This is a genomic window from Devosia sp. CN2-171 (assembly GCF_049354815.1).
GTDB lineage: Bacteria > Pseudomonadota > Alphaproteobacteria > Rhizobiales > Devosiaceae > Devosia_A.
In genome coordinates this window covers 729,792-747,361 of record NZ_CP186479.1, presented here as the reverse complement: position 1 = coordinate 747,361, position 17,570 = coordinate 729,792, and the positions used below count along the sequence as shown (strand labels likewise).

The window sequence follows — 17,570 nt, the reverse complement described above, 5'->3', positions numbered from 1 at the left end:
AGATGGCCAAAGCAGGACCCGACGAACTGGTCTTCGTGCCGCTCGGCGGCGTGGGCGAAATCGGGATGAACATGGGCGCCTACGGCTTCGGCCCGGCTCGTAGCCGCAAATGGATCGTCGTCGATTGCGGCGTGACCTTTGCCGGGCCGAACGAGCCTGGCGTCGAGCTGATCCTCCCCGATCCAGCCTTCCTCGAGCAGCATGCCGATGACGTCCTGGCGCTGATCCTCACACATAGCCATGAAGATCACTACGGCGCGGTGCTCGACCTCTGGCCGGCCTTCGATCGCCCGGTCTACGCCACGGCCTTCACCGCCTCCATGCTGAGTGCCAAGCAGGAATCCGAGGGCATCGTCGAGGATGTCGAGGTGAAGCCGATGTATGTCGGCAAACCCTTTACCGTCGGCCCCTTCACCATCGAGGCGATCAACGTCGCCCACTCAATCCCCGAGAGCTGCGCACTGCTGATCACGACACCGGTGGGCCGCGTGATCCACACCGGCGACTGGAAGCTCGATCCCAACCCGGTAGGCGGCGCGCCCACCGACGTCGCGCGCTTCGGTGCCATCGGCGCTGACCGCTCAACCCCCATCGCGCTGATCTGCGATTCCACCAATGCCCAGAAGGACGGCACCAGCCCGTCCGAGGACGAAGTGGCATCGACGCTTGAGGCGCTGATCGCGGAATCGCCGCATCGTGTCGCCGTCACCACCTTCGCCTCGAATGTCGGCCGCGTCATCTCGGTCGCCCGCGCTGCGCAGAAGGCCGGCCGCAAGGTGGTGATGTCGGGCCGGGCGATGCACCGCATCTCCGGCATCGCACGCGAACTCGGCATGCTGGAAGGGATCGACCCCTTCCTCGACCAGAACGAATACAAGACGTTGGCCCGCAAGGATGTCGTGCTGCTCTGCACTGGCAGCCAGGGCGAGGCCCGTGCGGCCATCGCCCGCATCGCTCGCGAGGAACACCCCGAGATCTCGCTGAACGCCGGCGACCGCGTCATTTTCTCGTCCTGGGCTATCCCGGGCAACGAGCGCGAAGTCATCGACATCCAGAACCTGCTGATCGATCGCGGCATCGACATCATCACCCGCGACCACGGCCTCGTTCACACCACCGGCCACCCTCGTCGCGAGGAACTGAAGCGCCTATACGACCTGCTGAAGCCCGACGTGCTGGTGCCCGTCCACGGCGAGGCAGCCCATCTCGAAGCACACGCGCTGCTCGGTCGTCAGCACGGCATCGACACGGTCGTGCACGCCCGCAATGGCGACATGGTCCGCCTCTTCCCGGAAACCACGCACTTCCCCGGCGAAGTCCGCGTCGGCGAGCTCTATCTCGACGGCAACGTACTCTGCACGCCCGAGGAGAGCGGCGTGAAGGGCCGCCGTCGCCTGAGCTTCGGTGGCCACATTGTCGTCAGCGTCTGCGTCAATTCGAGCGGCCAGGTCCTGGCTGGCCCGGATCTCGCCATCGAGGGACTCCCCGATGTCGATGACGAAGGCGAATCCTTGCCCAACATCGTCAAGCGCGCGGTGACGGGGACGCTCAAGTCGATCCCGCCCAAGCGCCGCAACGATCCCGAACTGGTGCAGACGGCGCTGCAGCGTGCGGTGCGGAGCGAGGTTACGTCCTACTGGGGCCGCAAACCCAACGTAACCATCTTCGTCCACCGCATCTGAGCTCGGCCATGCAAGTCGGCACCTACATCGCCATCTACTTCGTCGTCTGGTGGCTCTGCCTGTTCGTCGTCTTGCCGTTCAAGGTCCGAAACCAGGTGGACGAGGGGCAATGGACGAAGGGCACCGATCCCGGCGCACCGGCAGGCATCGTCCGGCTATGGCCCAAGCTGCTGATCACCACGGTGCTGGCGGCCGTCGTCACCGGGCTGCTGCTCTGGGGGCTCAGTGCGTCCTGGCTGCAGGAATACTGGCGCTAGGCTGGTAGGTCACTGACATAACCACGCACACCGGCTGAGCCTAGAGAAAGCTCAGCGCGCTTTCCCCGCCGCATGTGCGTGCGCCATCTCCAGCGCTGCGCGTAGTTCAGCTTCATTGATGGTCGCGAGCGTCACGGTAGTCCAGCCCTGGCGTCCCCAGGCGTTGTCGACCGGCCGGAACGCCTCCGGCGCCAGCATCGCCTTGAGCTCCTGCTCATCCGGCGTCAGCTTGAGGTTCGCGCTCAGCCCATCCGCCCCAAGCGTGGCGTAGATGCGTTTGACCTTGAACGCCGCCCGGTCGAAATGCGGCGCCTCGGTGGTGCCCAGCAGTGACAGCGCGATTGCTCTGAATTCAGAAGACGTTGTCATGCGTTCTTCATCCACCAATGAAAAAAGCAGGGCCAAGGCCCTGCTTTGAAGAGTTTCTCGACAATACGCTGGTCTTAGGCACACGGTTAGGTGGCTGCCAACGCTCCTCCCTTGACGTTGTCGACGTCCGGCAACTTGTGGTTGCCTGTGTTCTTATGGAGCCGGACCCTAACAACTGATTTCAGGGCTGCCAAGCGGATTCTGCATGGCAGCCATTGCATTTTTACATACGGGTTCGGGCGGCTATTTGGGTGCTTAAAAGCGACGCACTCCCAAGCGTTTGCCCAAGTTTCGCGCGCTTTTGCAGGCTCCACTTTCGCCACGTATGCGCTATAGGGATGGCAACCGAATCCCGCGCGAGAAGGGACAATCATGCGCCTGAGCCGTTACTTCCTCCCCGTCCTCAAGGAGACGCCGAAGGAAGCCGAGATCGTTTCGCACCAGCTGATGCTGCGCGCCGGCATGATCAAGCAGCAGGCGGCGGGCAGCTATGTCTGGTTGCCACTCGGCTTCAAGGTCTTGAACAAGATCGTCCGCATCATCGAAGAAGAGCAGAACCGCTCCGGCGCCATCCAGCTGTTGATGCCCATCGTGCAGTCGGCCGATCTGTGGAAAGAGTCGGGCCGCTACGATGCCTACGGCAAGGAGATGCTGCGCATCGAGGATCGCCACGAGCGCGACATGCTGTTCGGTCCGACCAACGAAGAGGTCGTCACCGATATCTTCCGGACCTACGTGAAGTCTTACAAGGACCTGCCGTTGAACCTCTACCACGTGCAGTGGAAGTTCCGTGACGAGGTGCGCCCGCGCTTCGGCACCATGCGCTCGCGCGAATTCCTGATGAAGGACGCATACTCGTTCGACCTCGACGAGGCCGGCGCCATGCAGGCCTTCTACCGCATGTTCGTCGCCTATCTCCGCACCTTCCACCGCATGGGCCTCGTCGGCGTGCCGATGCGCGCCGATACGGGCCCGATCGGTGGGGACATGAGCTACGAGTTCCACGTGCTGGCCGATACCGGCGAGAGCGCGGTGTTCCTCGACAAGCGCCTCGTCGACAAGCCGATCCCGGATATCGATGTCGACTTCCGCTCCGACCTGACGCCGATCTTCAAGGACTGGACCTCGCTCTTCGCCGCGACCGACGAGATGACCGACGAGGCCGCGTTCAAGGCCGCCGTCGAGCAGGAGCATCAGCTCGCAGCGCGCGGCATCGAAGTCGGCCACATCTTCTATTTCGGCACCACCTACTCGAAGCCGATGAAGGCAACCGTCACCAGCCAGGACGGTCAGGCCGTCGAAGTTCACATGGGCAGCTACGGCATCGGCCCGACCCGCCTCGTGCCGGCCATCATCGAAGCCAGCCATGACGATGCCGGCATCATCTGGCCGGTCAGCGTCGCGCCGTTCGAGGCTGTGGTCATCAACCTCAAGGTCGGTGATGCCGACAGCGACGCCGCAGCCGAACGCCTCTACGCCGACCTGCAGCAGGAGGGCATCGATGCGGCTTACGACGATCGCGACCAAGGCGCCGGCGGCAAATTCGCCACCGCCGACCTGATCGGCATCCCGTACCAGTTGATCGTCGGTCCGCGCGGCCTGAAAGAAGGCATGGTCGAGATCAAGCACCGCAAATCCGGTGAGCGCGAGACGTTGTCGATCGAGGAGGCCGTCGGCCGCCTCAAGGGCCTCATCGTCCCGCAGCGTCGGGATAGCGTTTGACCAACGCAGCGCCCACCGCCGGCAAGGCACCGGGCGCCTTCTCGCGCTTCGAATTCCTCGTCGCGGGGCGCTACTTGCGCGCCCGGCGCAAGGAGCGCTTCGTCTCGGTGATCACCGGCCTGACCCTCGTTGGCGTCGTGCTCGGCGTCGCGACGCTTATCGTCGTCATGTCGGTGATGAACGGCTTTCGCACCGAACTCCTCGGCAAGATCCTCGGCGCCAACGGCCACTTCGTCGTCCAGAACGTCGATGCGACAGGCCTCACCGACTATGCCGATGTCACGACGCGCCTCGAAACGGTCGATGGCGTGCTCTACGCCATCCCCTATGTCGAAGGTCAGGCGCTTGCCTCCGGCACGTCGAGCGCCACCGGCGTTGCGGTGCGCGGCATCGACGCTGTCTCGATCGCCAAGCTGCCGGCCCTGCGCGACGCTGCCGTCCTTGGCGGCTGGGACCAGTGGGATGCGGGGCAGGGTGTCGCCATCGGCCAGCGCCTCGCCGAGCGGCTGGGCGTCACCATCGGCGACGAGATCACCATCATCAATCCCAACGGCACGCTGACCCCGTTCGGGCGCACACCGGCCGAGCGCACGCTCCCGGTCAACGTCATCTTCAACCTCGGCATGCCCGAATACGACAGCTTCTACATCTACCTGCCGATGCAGGAAGCGCAGGTCTATTTCAAGCTCTACGAGGACCGGCTGAAGCCCGGCCTCGCTATGCCGAGCGTGATGGCCACCGACGAGGAAATCGACGCCTCCTACGAGCGCGCCTACCAAGCGACCGGCGTCGAGGTTTTCGTCAAGGACCCCGACAACATCGCCGGCATGCGCGACAAGCTGCAGGCGGCGCTCGACCGCCCCTTAGCCATCGCCGACTGGCAGCAGCGCAACGCCACCTTCTTCTCGGCTCTGCAGGTCGAGCGCGTCGTGATGTTCGTCATCCTCTCGCTGATCATCCTCGTCGCCGCCTTCAACATCATCGCCAGCCTCGTGATGCTGGTGAAGGACAAGGGGCCGGATATCGCCATCCTCCGCACCATGGGTGCGACGCGCTCCTCGATCCTCCGCATCTTCTCGATGACCGGCTTCGCTATCGGCCTCGCCGGCACGCTTCTCGGGCTGATCCTCGGCCTCGTCGTCGCCATCAATGTCGAGCCGATCCGGGCGTTCGTCTCGAACCTCCTCAACATCCCGATCTTCCCGCCTGAGCTGTTCCTGATGGCCGGCCTGCCGTCGCGCATCGATCCCGTCGAGGTGACCGTCGTTGTACTGCTGTCGCTCGTCCTCACCTTCCTCGCCTCGCTCTATCCGGCCTGGCGTGCCGCAAAGCTCGATCCGATCGCGGGGCTGCACCAGTGAGCACCACGCAGCCCGCCGCCGATCCAGGCCCGTTCTCGCGCTTCGAGTTCCTCGTCGCCTGGCGCTACCTGCGCGCTCGCCGCCGCGACCGCTTCGTCTCGGTGATCGCCGCCCTTACCCTCACCGGCATCGCCCTCGGCGTCGCGGCGCTGATCGTCGTTACCTCGGTGATGAACGGCTTCAACTCCGAAATCGTCTCGAAACTACTCGGCCTCAACGGCCACTTCTCCGCCTATCCGATCGAGGCGCGCTTCACCGACTACGATCAGTCCGCCTTCGAGATCCGCAACGTCGACGGCGTCGTTTCGGCCATCCCGTTCGTCGAGGGGCAGGCGCTCGCCTCGGGTGTTCGCGCCGATGCCACCGGCGTCATCCTCCGTGGCATGTCGCTGGCCTCGGTCGAGCAGCTCGAGCTCCTGCATGACGGCGCCATCCTCGGCCACTGGGACGGCTGGGACGAGAGCAACGGCGTCGCCATCGGCCGCCGGCTGGCCGAAAAGCTCAAGGTCAATATCGGCGACGCAGTCACGCTGCTGAGCCCTGATCCCGGCAGCCTCGAGGGCGGCGCGAGGCCGCGGACCCGCTCGTATCCCGTCAGGGTGATCTTCGACCTCGGCATGACCGAGTTCGATAGCTTCTACCTCTACATGCCGATGCAGCCCGCTCAGGACTATCTCGACATGTTCGATCGGGTGCTGAAGCCAAATGCTTCGGTGCCCCCGCTGGATGCCACCGAGGAGGACCGCGAGGCCGCCTACGACCGCATCTACCGCGCCACCGCCATCGAGGTCTTCATCTCCGACCCCAACGCACTCGATGCGATGCGGCTGAGGATCGGCCAGCAGATCGAGCGCCCGCTGATCCTCTCGGACTGGCGCCAGCAGCATCAGAATTTCTTCGATGCCCTGCAGACCCAGGGTTCCGTGATGTTCGTGATCCTCTCGATGATCATCGTCGTCGCCGCCTTCAATATCATCTCGAGCCTCATCATGCTGGTGAAGGACAAGGGCACCGACATCGCCGTGCTCCGCACCATGGGCGCCACCCGCGGTTCGATCATGCGGATTTTCGGCATTGCGGGCGTCGCCATCGGCGTCGGCGGCACGCTGATCGGCCTGGCGCTCGGCCTCGTGATATCAGCCAATGCGGAATCGATCCGGGCCTTTCTCTCGAGCGTCCTCGGCTTCACCATCTTCCCGCCCGAGGTCTTCTTCCTCTCCTCGCTGCCCAGCCGGACCAATCCGTCCGAAGTCGCCGCCATCGTGACGGTGGCCATGGTGCTCAGCTTCCTCGCGACGCTCTATCCCGCCTGGCGCGCCGCCCAATACGATCCCGTCGAGGCCCTGCGCTATGAGTGACGTCCACCTGCAGCTGTCCAAGGTGCACCGCCACTTCGGCGAGGGCGAGACGCTGGTGCGCGTGCTCGAAGCCGCCGATCTCACTGTGCGCGGCGGCGAACTGGTCGCCATCGTCGCCCCGTCGGGCGCCGGCAAATCGACACTGCTGCACATTTCCGGCCTGCTTGAGCGTCCTCAGGGTGGCGAGGTAACCGTCACCGGCGTTGCCACCAGCAAGCTCAGCGAGCGCGGTCGCACGCTGCTGCGCCGCAACACCATCGGCTACGTCTACCAGTTCCACCACCTGCTGCCCGAGTTCTCGGCGCTCGAAAACGTCACGATGCCGCAACTCATCGCCGGCCGCGACCAGGGCACGGCGAACAAACGCTCAATGCAACTGCTGGAAATCCTCGGCGTCGGCCCCCGCGCGCTCCACCGGCCTGCCGAACTTTCCGGCGGCGAACAGCAGCGCGTCGCCATCGCCCGCGCCGCCGCCAACAACCCACGCATCATCCTCGCCGACGAGCCGACGGGCAATCTCGACCCCGCGACCAGCGATGTCGTCTTCGAAGCCCTCGCCGGCCTCATCCGCGAAGAGGGCGCTGCCGCCCTGATCGCCACCCACAACCACGATCTCGCCCGCCGCGCCAACCGCATCGTCACGCTGCGGAACGGGCTGATCGAGGACACGACGCTCTAGGCGTCGAACCGATAGAGGCTGAATAGTTCCGTCGGTGTCGTCAGCAAATGGGCTGAGCTGCGGAAACCGGCCTCTCGCCCGAGCCGATGCCAGGTTTCGTGGCTCTCGGGGTAATCCGCCGCATGCACATGGTTGCTTATGGTGACCCACTCGGCATCCGAAAACGCGGTCCAGGCGGGGCGTTGCTCGTCCCACCGCCGCATCCAGCTATCGCGATCTTCTGCACCGCGTAGCGAGTTCTCGTAAATCAGGAATGCGCCGCCGGCTTCAAGCGCCGAGCGGATGTCCCGCATGAAGTTTAGCTTGTCGGCTTGCTGCAGGTGATGCAGCGACAGTCCCATCCAGATGATGTCGGCGATGTCTTTCCGCTCGGGCACGAGGTCGAGGAAGTCGCCTTCCTCGAGTTTGACCGAACAGCCGAGTTCGCCGAGGGCGGCCGCAGCCAGTTGCAGGGCGTGGCTGGAGAAGTCGATACCGTGATAGTGGGTGAGCTGCGTGCCGCGTAGTGCATCAACACTGGCGGTGGCATCTCCACACGCAATGTCGAGGAAGCGGAACGGAAAGACGCCGGCCCCGGTGAGCTGGGCTCGAAGCGCGGCGTATGCTTCGCGATGAAAAAGGTAATTGTTGTCGACTACCTTGCGGTAAACCGCCCAGGTATCCTGGAATACAGAGACCGTGGAGGCATCAGCAGTCGGATGAGCGTCGGGCGTCGTTTTGTCGTTTGCCGTCATGTGCTTGCCCTCGCAGTCACATTCAAGACGTAACAACAGTATATCATGCGACAGATATTGGTGTCAGTCCCGACTACCCGTCAAATGGACTGTTGGCCTCCTCAGATATCCGCCGCAGCCGTTCCCGCTCGGTCAGCGTATTCACCCGTGTACGCAACGCCCGGATCTGCCGTTCCTGCCGCTCGGTCGTGTCCTTGAGCTGCCGGATCCGTGCTTCCGCCGCATCGGCGTGGTTGATGTCCCACTCGCGGACCCGCTGCACCACCACCTGGGCCGCGCGCTCCGCCAGGATCTCGTCCCACGTCAGCCCGGACGCATCCACGAGCCGTTGCGCCGCCAATGCCGCAGAGGCCCGCTCGCCCGGCTGGTCGGAGCCAAGCAGCTTGAGGATGCGGATGAGTTTGGTGCGTTCACGAGCGGCGAGGGGCATTGCTAAGGCGTAGCGGTCGGATAGGGCTAAATCCAGCCCTACTGCTTCGGCGGCATGTACCGGTGCACCTCGGCAGTAGTGATCGCATCGTCGAGATAGGTCAGCGTGCCCGATCCCAGCACCTCCAGCGCCGCGTCCCTCAGCCCGGACAGCGCGGCCCGCGCAAGAGAGCCACCGGTGCTGACGCGCTGCACGCCTGCGCCAGCGAGATCTGCGATCGTGTAGGGCGACTGCTTCTGCCACAGCACCACATTCAGCGGCTTGCTGACCGCAGCCACCACTTTGCGGATCGCCTCGAGATCAGGCAGTCCGGGCGCAAACAGCACGTCCGCCCCCGCCGCCTCATAAGCCTGCAGTCGCCGGATCGTGTCGGCGAGGTCCGGACGTCCGTGCAGGAAGTTCTCGGCCCGCGCCACTAACGTGAACGGGAAGGGCAGGGCGTGCGCCACCTTCGCCGCCGCCTCTACCCGCCGTACCGAAAGCTCGAACTCATAAATCGGCGCATCCGCATCGCCGCTCGCATCCTCGATGGAGCCGCCCACAAGTCCGGCCTCCGCCGCAAACCGAATGGTCTCGGCGGCATGCTCCGGCGCTTCGCCATAGCCGTTCTCGAGATCGCCACTCACTGGCAGGTCGACAGCCGCCGCGATCTCGGCGGCATTGCGCAGGGCTTCTTCCCGCGTGATGCCGCCATCACGGCGACCCAGCGTCCACGCGAAACCGGCGCTCGTCGTCGCCAGCGCCTTGGCCCCAAGCCCGGCAAGCAGCCGCGCGCTACCAGCGTCCCACGGGTTGGGCATCACGAACAGCGGCCCCCGATGGAGGGCCCGGAAAGCCTCGCCCTTTTCACGTTGGTTCATCACCTGTTCTCCCTTTGGCCGATTCTCAAATTAACCACGTACTCGGTCCTATATCGCGTTTTGTGGACAGGAACGAAAAAGGAACATATAAGAACGAACCGGAAACACGGAGATAGAGATGCTCTCGTTCGTCAAGGATCTGCTCGCTTTCGCCACCATCTGCGGCTTCTCTGTCGCCTCGCTCACCTGGATGGATATCGCCTCCCGACTCGTGTGACGAGACTGTGGAGAAACACCCCCGTCGATGGCCGCACTGGCGGCACGGGGGTAGGAACGACACATGTCTGGTCCCGGCTTCATCCATCTGCACGTTCATTCGGCCTACTCGCTGCTCGAGGGGGCGCTGCCACTTGCCAAGCTCCTCGACCTCGCCAAGGCCGATAAACAGCCGGCGCTGGGGATAGCCGATACCAACAACCTGTTCGGCGCGCTTGAGTTTTCAGAGAAGGCCGCCGGCAAGGGCATCCAGCCGCTCGTCGGCGTCGAGCTCGCGGTGGATTTCTCGGCCACTGAGGATACCCAGGACCGCATGCAGGATCGTGGCCATGGCCGCGATCGCTTGGGGAAGGGGGGGCTGGTCCTGTTCGCCGCGACCAGCAACGGCTTTGCCAATCTCTCGACCCTCGTCAGCCGCGCCCATCTCGAAGGCGAGAACGGCCGCGCCGCCGCCAAGCTCGACTGGCTCACGCCTGAGACCGTCGACGGCATCATCTGCCTCACCGGCGGGCCGGAAGGGGCCATCGATCCACTATTCGGTAACAACATGGATACGCTTGCGCTTGCCCGGCTCGACCGGCTGCGCGAGCTGTTCGGCGACCGGCTCTACATCGAGCTGCAGCGCCACGGGCGCCCGCAGGAAGCGGCGACGGAGCCGCGGCTGATCGACTACGCTTACGAGAATAACGTGCCGCTGGTAGCGACCAACGAGCCGTTCTACCCCGGTCCGGCCGATTACGAAGCGCACGACGCGCTGCTCGCCATTGCCGGCGGCACCGTGTTGGCCCAGACCGATCGTCGAAAGCTCTCCGACCAGCACTATTTCAAGACCCGCGAGGAGATGCAGGCGCTCTTCGCCGATCTGCCAGAAGCCCTCGACAGCACGGTGGAAATCGCGCAACGCATCAGTTACCGGCCCAAGAAGCGCGACCCGGTCCTCCCCACCTTCGCAGCAACGCCTGGGCTGTCCGCCGAGGAAGCCGTGGCGGCCGAGGCATTGGCGCTGGCCGAAATGGCGCGCGCCGGCCTCGATCGCCGGCTGAGGGAAGTCGGCGTCGGTCACGGCAAGACCGAGCAGATCTATCGCGAGCGGCTGGAATACGAGCTCGGGATCATCGAGCGCATGAAGTATCCGGGCTACTTCCTCATCGTCGCCGACTTCATCCAATGGGCCAAGGCGCACGACATCCCGGTGGGCCCAGGCCGCGGCTCGGGCGCCGGTTCGCTCGTCGCCTATGCGACGACGATCACCGACCTCGACCCGCTCCGTTACAACCTGCTGTTCGAGCGCTTCCTCAATCCCGAACGCGTTTCGATGCCGGACTTCGACATCGACTTCTGCCAGGACCGGCGCGAAGAGGTGATCCGCTACGTCCAGCAGAAATACGGCGAGGCGCAGGTCGCCCAGATCATCACCTTCGGTACGCTCCAGGCCCGCGCCGTGCTGCGCGACGTCGGCCGCGTGCTGCAGATGCCCTACGGCCAGGTCGATCGTATCGCAAAGCTCGTGCCGGCCAACCCGGCCGATCCGTGGACGCTCGAGCGCTCGTTGAAGGAAGTGCCGCAACTGCGGCAGCTGGCCGACGAGGACGAGCAGGTCGGCGAACTGCTCACCATCGGCCAGAAGCTCGAGGGCCTCTATCGCCACGCCTCGACCCATGCCGCCGGCATCGTCATCGGCGACCGGCCGCTCCAGCAGCTGGCGCCGCTCTATCGCGATCCGCGCTCCGACATGCCGGTCAGCCAGTACAACATGAAGTGGTCGGAATCGGCCGGCCTCGTGAAGTTCGACTTCCTCGGGCTGAAGACGCTGACCACCATCAAGCGCGCGGTCGACATGATCAACCGCGACGGCGACGGCAAATTCCGCATCGAGGACATCCCGCTCGACGACGCCGAGACCTACAAGCTCTACGCCATGGGTGACACGGCCGGCGTGTTCCAGGTGGAAGGCCAGGGCATGCGCCGCGCCCTTATCGACATGAAGCCCGACCATTTCGAGGACATCATCGCCCTCGTCGCGCTCTATCGCCCCGGCCCAATGGAGAACATCCCGCTCTTCAACGACCGCAAGCACGGTCGCGAGGATGTGGAATATCCGCACGAGGCGCTGAGCGAGGTCCTCGACGAGACCTACGGCATCATCGTCTACCAGGAACAGGTGATGCAGATCGCCCAGATCCTGTCGGGCTATTCGCTCGGCGAAGCCGACATGCTGCGCCGCGCCATGGGCAAGAAGATCAAGGCCGAGATGGACGCCCAGCGTGCCCGCTTCCAGGAAGGCTGCATTCGCTACGGCCTGAAGAAGGGCCTCGCCGACACCATTTTCGACCTGCTCGCCAAGTTCGCCAACTACGGCTTCAACAAGTCGCACGCCGCAACCTACGCCCTGGTCAGCTACCAGACGGCCTATCTCAAGGCGCACTACCCGCACGAATTCTTCGCGGCGACCATGACACTCGATATGGGCAACACCGACAAGCTCAACGAATTCCGCCAGGACGCCAAGAAGCACGGCATCGAGATCGTGCCGCCCTGCGTCAACCGTTCGGACGCAGTGTTCAACACCCACGACGGCAAGGTGTTCTACGCCATCGGCGCCGTGAAGGGCGTAGGGCAGGCGGTCGCCGAGCACATCATGGAAGCGCGCGGCGACACCCCGTTCAAGGACCTGAGCGACTTTGCCGCCCGGGTGGATGCCCGCATCATCAACCGCAGGACACTCGAAGCCCTGGTCAACGCCGGAGCCTTCGATCAGTTGGTGCCGCGTCGCGAGCAGGCCTTCGCCGCCATCGATGCGGTCGTTGCGACCGCATCGTCGCTCAACAGCGACCGCGACACCGGTCAGCTCGGCCTGCTGGACTTTGATGGGCCGCCGCCCATCACGCTCAGCCAGTCCGTAACCAACTGGCTACCGGCCGACCGGTTGGCCCGCGAGCACAGTGCGATCGGCTTCCACCTGTCGGGCCACCCACTCGACCAGTATGCCGAGTTGTTCGATCGGCTACGCGTCCAGCCCTACGCAGATTTCGAGCGTGCCGTGAAGGAGGCCGACGCGAGGGCAGGGCGCCTGGCCGGCACCATCGCGACCCGTAACGACCGGCGTACCAAGAAAGGCACTCCGATGGCCATCATCAGCCTCTCGGACGCTAGCGGCGGCTACGAGGTGATCGCCTTCTCCGAGCAGGTCAGCCAGTTCTCGGACGTGCTGCAGCCCGGCAAATCCGTCGTGCTCAGCGTCGAAGCCGACGAGCGCCCCGATGGCATCAGCCTGCGCCTCATCAACGCCGAACCCATCGACGGCCTCGCCGCAAAGATCGGCCGGCGCCTTACCGTTTTCGCCGGCGACGCCAAATGCCTCGCCCCGATCAGCAGCCAGCTCAAATCCGGCGGCGAAGGCATGGTCAGCTTCATCGTCATTCGCGACGCGGGCGCGAAGGAATACGAGATCGAACTAAAGGGCGGCTACCGCCTCACCCCGGAGATCGCCGGCAGCATCAAGGCGATGGAAGGCGTGGTGGATGTGCGGTTGAGCTAGCGATCTGCCGGTTGGTCATGCCGGCCGGATATTGTGGTTGAGTTGGAACACGTTACCCGGATCGTAGTCGCGCTTCACTCGTGCCAGCCGCCGGTAGTTTTCCGCCCCGAAGCCAGCGACAACACGGTCGGCGCCTTCGTCTCCGATGAAGTTGAGATAGACGTTGCCAGCCGACCAGGGTTTCAGGTCGGTGAGGATGTTCCGTGCCCAGCTTTGGCCACGGTCGTCATCGGCAGGGTCGGACCAGAGCCCGAAGGGATGGGCGCACCAGGGAGCCGTACGCCAGGGCACCGGCCAGTCGGCAGTCTCCCGCCTCACACGCCCCCCGCCGGGGAAGAGGACGTGCTGTGAAGCCGAGGGGACGATCATGTCGGCGGCCCTGGCGCAGAACAGGTCGACTGCCTCGTCGGGGAGGGCCATCAGGTATTCCGCCGACCAGTAGTTGCGATAGCCGGGCGGATCGTCGAGCATGGACTGAAGATCTGCATAGGGCATCTCGGCAACCATGCCTCCCAGGTGGCCAAGCTCCAGCATCGGAGCAATTGCCCTCCGAGCTTCGTCCTCCCCGCCCGCAAATACCACCAGCAGGGCAAAGGCGAGCTGTCCGACCAGTGCCGGGGGTACGAACTCCGCTTCCGGTCCGGTGAGGTAGATCGCGCCACCGCCGACTTCGTCGGGAGCGTTCTCGACGTAGTCGCGGAACGCGCGAAGCACCGACGGGCCATTCTCCGCCGGCCAGAACAGCAGGGCGGCGGTGATCGATGCCAGCGGGTAGAGGCGAAGCGTCAGCGAGGTCGCGACGCCGAAATTGCCTCCTCCGCCATGGAGGGCCCAGAACAGCTCGCGATTCTCGGCCCCTGAGGCGGTAATCTGCTTGCCCTCGGCGGTGACAAGGTCAACCGATACGAGATTGTCGCAGGCCAGCCCGAACTTGCGGTCGAGCCAGCCCGTTCCGCCACCCAATGTGAAGCCGCCAACGCCTGTGGTTGAAACACGGCCACCGGTGGTCGCCAGTCCGTGAGGTTGGGTCGCGCGATCCAGATGGCTCATGGTCGCGCCGCCGCCGATCCTGGCCGTCATGGCGGTGGGGTCGACCGACACTGTATTCATCCGCCTCAGGTCGATCACCAGGCCACCTTCAGTGACGCCCTTGCCGGCCACGCTGTGTCCGCCGCCGCGGATCGCAATCTCCAGCCCGTGCTGCTGTGCGAACGCCAGTGCCGCCGCGACGTCCTCGGGCGATGCGCATTGCGCGAGGGCAGCAGGCCGGCGTTGGATCATGGCGTTGAAGACGGTGCGTGCATCGTCGTACGACACGCTGTCCGGGGTCACCACGTCACCGGCGAAGTCCCGCCTAAGTGCCTCGAAAGCTCGATCGGAGGGAAGGCCCACGTCACACCTCGCTTGCAGCAGGCGAAGCCGAGCTTCGCGACCGGCAAGGCCGTCGAAGCGATCGGCATGAACGGAGGCAGGCTATAGTGTGCGACAGCAAGCGTCGAGGCTGGTCGCGCCCGGGATGAGTGGGCGGCCATGGTCCGGAGGTAGCCTAGCGCCCTTGCCTATGACAGCAAAACCCCCTATATGCGCGACGCGTCCGGAAAACCGGGCGTAATTCACACGCGAGGCGTGGCGCTGCGACATTGAGGTCGCTGGCTCCAACCGGTGGCGGGAAACCCGCTGCAAACACTCGCGGAGGCAATAACCGGTAAAGGAAGCCTTCCATGGCATTGCCCGATTTTTCCATGCGCCAGCTGCTCGAAGCAGGTGTTCACTTTGGTCACCAGAAGCACCGCTGGAACCCCAAGATGGAACGCCACATCTTCGGCGTCCGCAACGACATCCACATCCTCGACCTGAGCCAGACCGTCCCGGCCCTGTCGCGCGCCCTGCAGCTGATCTCGGACACCGTCGCTGACGGCGGCCGCGTCCTGCTCGTCGGCACCAAGCGCCAGGCCGCTCCGCTGGTCGCCGAGGCTGCCCGCCAGTCCGCCCAGTACTACGTGAACTCCCGCTGGCTCGGCGGCACGCTGACCAACTGGCAGACCATTTCGCACTCGATCAATCGCTTGCGCGAACTCGAAGGCCTGCTTTCCGAGGGTGCCGTCGGCATCACCAAGAAGGAAGCCCTGCTCCTGTCGCGTGAGAAGGACCGCCTCGAGCGCGACCTCGGCGGCATCAAGGACATGGGCAACCTGCCGAACCTGCTGTTCGTGATCGACACCAACAAGGAAGCGAACGCCATCAAGGAAGCCAAGCGCCTCGGCATTCCGGTGATCGCCATCGTCGACTCCAACTCGGATCCGGACCTCGTCGACTACGCCATTCCGGGCAATGACGACGCCGCCCGCGCCCTCGAGCTGTACTGCACGCTGGTGTCGCGCGCCGCCATCGACGGCATCGGCCGTTCGGCCGCCGGCCGTGGTGCCGACCTCGGCGCCTCCGAGACCGCTCCGGAAGAGCCGGCGCTCAGCGCTGACGATGCCGACGCGACGTCCGCCGCCAACTAATCCGGTTCGCTCCGGGTTACGCATTCCGAACAATGGCGCGGCTCCGGGTTGGGGCCGCGGAAAGGTGATTTGAAATGGCTGTTACCGCTCAGCAGGTTAAAGAGCTCCGCGAGGCGACTGGCGTGGGCATGATGGACTGCAAGAAGGCGCTGGAGGAGACCGGCGGCGACATGGAAGCCGCAATCGACTGGCTGCGCACCCGTGGCCTCGCCAAGGCCGCTAAGAAGGCCGGCCGCGTCGCTGCCGAAGGTCTGGTCGGGGTTGCCATCGACGGCACCCGCGCTGCGATCGTCGAAGTGAACTCCGAGACCGACTTCGTCGCTCGCAACGATCAGTTCCAGTCGATCGTCGACAATGCAGCGAAGCTCGCGCTCGACGCTGCCGGCGACGTGGGCAAGCTCTCCGAGATGCCGTACCCGGGCTCGGGTCGCTCCGTCTCGGCCGAACTGACCGATGCGATCGCCAAGATCGGCGAAAACATGAACCTGCGTCGCACCGGCACGCTCGCCGTGTCGGATGGCGTGATCGGTTCCTACGTGCACAACTCTGTCAAGCCGGGCCTCGGCCGTCTGGGCGTGATCGTCGGCCTCGAGTCGACCGGTGACAAGGCCGCGCTGAATGCCCTGGGCAAGCAGCTCGCCATGCACATCGCCAACACCCGCCCGCTGAGCGTGTCGCCCGACGACATCGATCAGGACGTGGTGGCCCGCGAGCGTGCCATCTTCACCGAGCAGGCCAAGGAATCCGGCAAGCCGGAAGCCGTCATCGAGAAGATGATCGAAGGCCGCGTGCGCAAGTTCTACGAGGAAGTCACGCTGCTGTCGCAGGTCTTCGTGATCGATGGCGAAACCAAGATTGCCGACGTGATCAAGAATGCCGAGAAGGATGTCGGCGCCCCGATCAAGGTGACGGGCTTCGTCGCCTACTCGCTCGGCGAAGGCATCGAGAAGGAAGTCACCGACTTCGCCGCTGAAGTGGCTGCGACGTCGGGCGTGCCGCAGGCTCCGGCCAACGCCAACTGATCTGAACTATTTCGGGCGGGCTCTTCCAAGCCCGCCCGAATATGCCATAACCGCCTGCGGCGTCGGATTCGGCGCCCTATCTACACCAGGCGCACTCGGGAGACTTACGGATGGCCAAATCCGCCTACAAACGGATTCTGCTGAAAGTCTCGGGCGAAGTGCTTGCCGGTGACCAGTCCTTCGGCATCGAGCCGAAATTCCTCCACCACATGGCCGAGCAGATCGCCGAAGTCGCGAGGACCGGCATCGAAGTGGCGATCGTCATCGGCGCCGGCAACATCTTCCGCGGCATGGCCGTGGCGGCCAAGGGCGGCGACCGCGTCACCTCCGACCTGATGGGCATGCTCGGCACAGTGATCAACTCGCTCGCTCTGGGCGATGCAATCGAGCAGAAGGGCTTGAAAGTAAAGGTCTATTCCAACGTTCCCATGGAAACGGTGGCCGACACCTTCACCGCCCGCGATGCCAATCTCGCCCTCTCGGATGGCTACGTCGTAATTTGCGCCGGCGGTACCGGCAGCCCGTTTTTCACCACCGATACGGCCGCCGCGCTGAAGGCCATCGAGCTCCGCTGCGACGTGCTGCTCAAGGGCACCAAGGTCGATGGCGTCTATGCCGAAGACCCCAAGAAGAACCCCAAGGCCCAACGCTTCGAGACGATCAGCCACGAAGAGGTCATCTCGCGCGACCTGCGCGTCATGGATACGGCCGCCTTCGCGCTTGCTCGTGACAACGGCTTGCCCATAATTGTCTATTCGCTTGACGACAAGGAAGGCCTCAAGGGCGTCCTTGCCGGCAAAGTGAGGAGTACCCGCGTCGGCTAAGACGCGGCATT

The 17,570-nt window shown here is 64.6% G+C and carries 15 protein-coding genes; 10 read left to right on the top strand and 5 right to left on the bottom strand.

Annotated features, from left to right (window positions below; genetic code table 11):
* Window positions 1–2 precede the first annotated feature (2 nt).
* Together ACOYW5_RS03815 and ACOYW5_RS03810 are read left to right on the top strand one after the other, a co-directional pair.
* Window positions 3–1,682, top strand: a complete 1,680-nt coding sequence (locus ACOYW5_RS03815; RefSeq protein WP_423067933.1) for a ribonuclease J — start codon at window positions 3–5, stop codon at window positions 1,680–1,682.
* 8 nt (window positions 1,683–1,690) lie between these two features.
* Window positions 1,691–1,939, top strand: a complete 249-nt coding sequence (locus ACOYW5_RS03810; RefSeq protein ID WP_423067932.1) for a DUF1467 family protein — start codon at window positions 1,691–1,693, stop codon at window positions 1,937–1,939.
* 51 nt (window positions 1,940–1,990) lie between these two features.
* On the opposite strand, the gene ACOYW5_RS03805 is transcribed toward ACOYW5_RS03810, so the two are convergent.
* A complete protein-coding gene (locus ACOYW5_RS03805) occupies window positions 1,991–2,344 on the bottom strand; it encodes an MmcQ/YjbR family DNA-binding protein (RefSeq protein WP_423067931.1) in 354 nt (117 codons plus the stop codon).
* A gap of 336 nt (window positions 2,345–2,680) precedes the next feature.
* Between ACOYW5_RS03805 and proS the strand changes: the two genes are divergently transcribed.
* The 4 genes from proS to ACOYW5_RS03785 are packed head-to-tail and all read left to right on the top strand — an operon-like array spanning window position 2,681 to window position 7,428.
* A complete protein-coding gene (gene proS / locus ACOYW5_RS03800; protein ID WP_423067930.1) occupies window positions 2,681–4,030 on the top strand; it encodes a proline--tRNA ligase in 1,350 nt (449 codons plus the stop codon).
* Entirely contained in the window at window positions 4,027–5,391 is a 1,365-nt protein-coding gene (locus ACOYW5_RS03795; RefSeq protein ID WP_423067929.1) for an ABC transporter permease, read from the top strand. The genes proS and ACOYW5_RS03795 overlap by 4 nt, the downstream gene beginning before the upstream one ends.
* A complete protein-coding gene (locus tag ACOYW5_RS03790; RefSeq protein WP_423067928.1) occupies window positions 5,388–6,749 on the top strand; it encodes an ABC transporter permease in 1,362 nt (453 codons plus the stop codon). The genes ACOYW5_RS03795 and ACOYW5_RS03790 overlap by 4 nt, the downstream gene beginning before the upstream one ends.
* A complete protein-coding gene (locus tag ACOYW5_RS03785) occupies window positions 6,742–7,428 on the top strand; it encodes an ABC transporter ATP-binding protein (RefSeq protein WP_423067927.1) in 687 nt (228 codons plus the stop codon). The genes ACOYW5_RS03790 and ACOYW5_RS03785 overlap by 8 nt, the downstream gene beginning before the upstream one ends.
* Here ACOYW5_RS03785 and ACOYW5_RS03780 read toward each other — a convergent pair.
* The 3 genes from ACOYW5_RS03780 to ACOYW5_RS03770 all read right to left on the bottom strand — a co-directional run bounded on the left by ACOYW5_RS03780 (window position 7,425) and on the right by ACOYW5_RS03770 (window position 9,455).
* Window positions 7,425–8,162 (bottom strand): class I SAM-dependent methyltransferase, encoded by a 738-nt coding sequence (locus ACOYW5_RS03780; protein ID WP_423067926.1) that lies wholly within the window; start codon window positions 8,160–8,162, stop codon window positions 7,425–7,427. The two genes, ACOYW5_RS03785 and ACOYW5_RS03780, sit on opposite strands and share 4 nt — an antisense overlap.
* Before the next feature lie 73 nt (window positions 8,163–8,235).
* Window positions 8,236–8,592: a hypothetical protein gene (locus ACOYW5_RS03775; protein WP_423067925.1), complete on the bottom strand. Its 357-nt coding sequence runs from the start codon at window positions 8,590–8,592 to the stop codon at window positions 8,236–8,238.
* A gap of 38 nt (window positions 8,593–8,630) precedes the next feature.
* Entirely contained in the window at window positions 8,631–9,455 is an 825-nt protein-coding gene (locus tag ACOYW5_RS03770; RefSeq protein WP_423067924.1) for an isocitrate lyase/PEP mutase family protein, read from the bottom strand.
* 277 nt (window positions 9,456–9,732) lie between these two features.
* On the opposite strand from ACOYW5_RS03770, the gene dnaE reads away from it, so the two are divergent.
* Window positions 9,733–13,206, top strand: a complete 3,474-nt coding sequence (gene dnaE / locus ACOYW5_RS03765; RefSeq protein WP_423067923.1) for a DNA polymerase III subunit alpha — start codon at window positions 9,733–9,735, stop codon at window positions 13,204–13,206.
* Window positions 13,207–13,221: 15 nt separating this feature from the next.
* Here dnaE and ACOYW5_RS03760 read toward each other — a convergent pair whose 3' ends face one another.
* Window positions 13,222–14,598 (bottom strand): FAD-binding oxidoreductase, encoded by a 1,377-nt coding sequence (locus ACOYW5_RS03760; protein ID WP_423067922.1) that lies wholly within the window; start codon window positions 14,596–14,598, stop codon window positions 13,222–13,224.
* A gap of 329 nt (window positions 14,599–14,927) precedes the next feature.
* Here ACOYW5_RS03760 and rpsB point away from each other — a divergent pair, with 329 nt between their 5' ends.
* The 3 genes from rpsB (at window position 14,928) to pyrH (ending at window position 17,559) form a co-directional block, all read left to right on the top strand.
* Window positions 14,928–15,713 carry a 30S ribosomal protein S2 gene (gene rpsB, locus ACOYW5_RS03755; protein WP_423067921.1) on the top strand — a complete coding sequence of 262 codons (786 nt, stop codon included), beginning with the start codon at window positions 14,928–14,930 and terminating at the stop codon, window positions 15,711–15,713.
* Between the two features lie 74 nt (window positions 15,714–15,787).
* Window positions 15,788–16,735, top strand: a complete 948-nt coding sequence (tsf, locus tag ACOYW5_RS03750; RefSeq protein WP_423067920.1) for a translation elongation factor Ts — start codon at window positions 15,788–15,790, stop codon at window positions 16,733–16,735.
* 110 nt (window positions 16,736–16,845) lie between these two features.
* Window positions 16,846–17,559 carry a UMP kinase gene (gene pyrH, locus ACOYW5_RS03745; RefSeq protein WP_423067919.1) on the top strand — a complete coding sequence of 238 codons (714 nt, stop codon included), beginning with the start codon at window positions 16,846–16,848 and terminating at the stop codon, window positions 17,557–17,559.
* The last annotated feature ends 11 nt before the right edge of the window (window positions 17,560–17,570 follow it).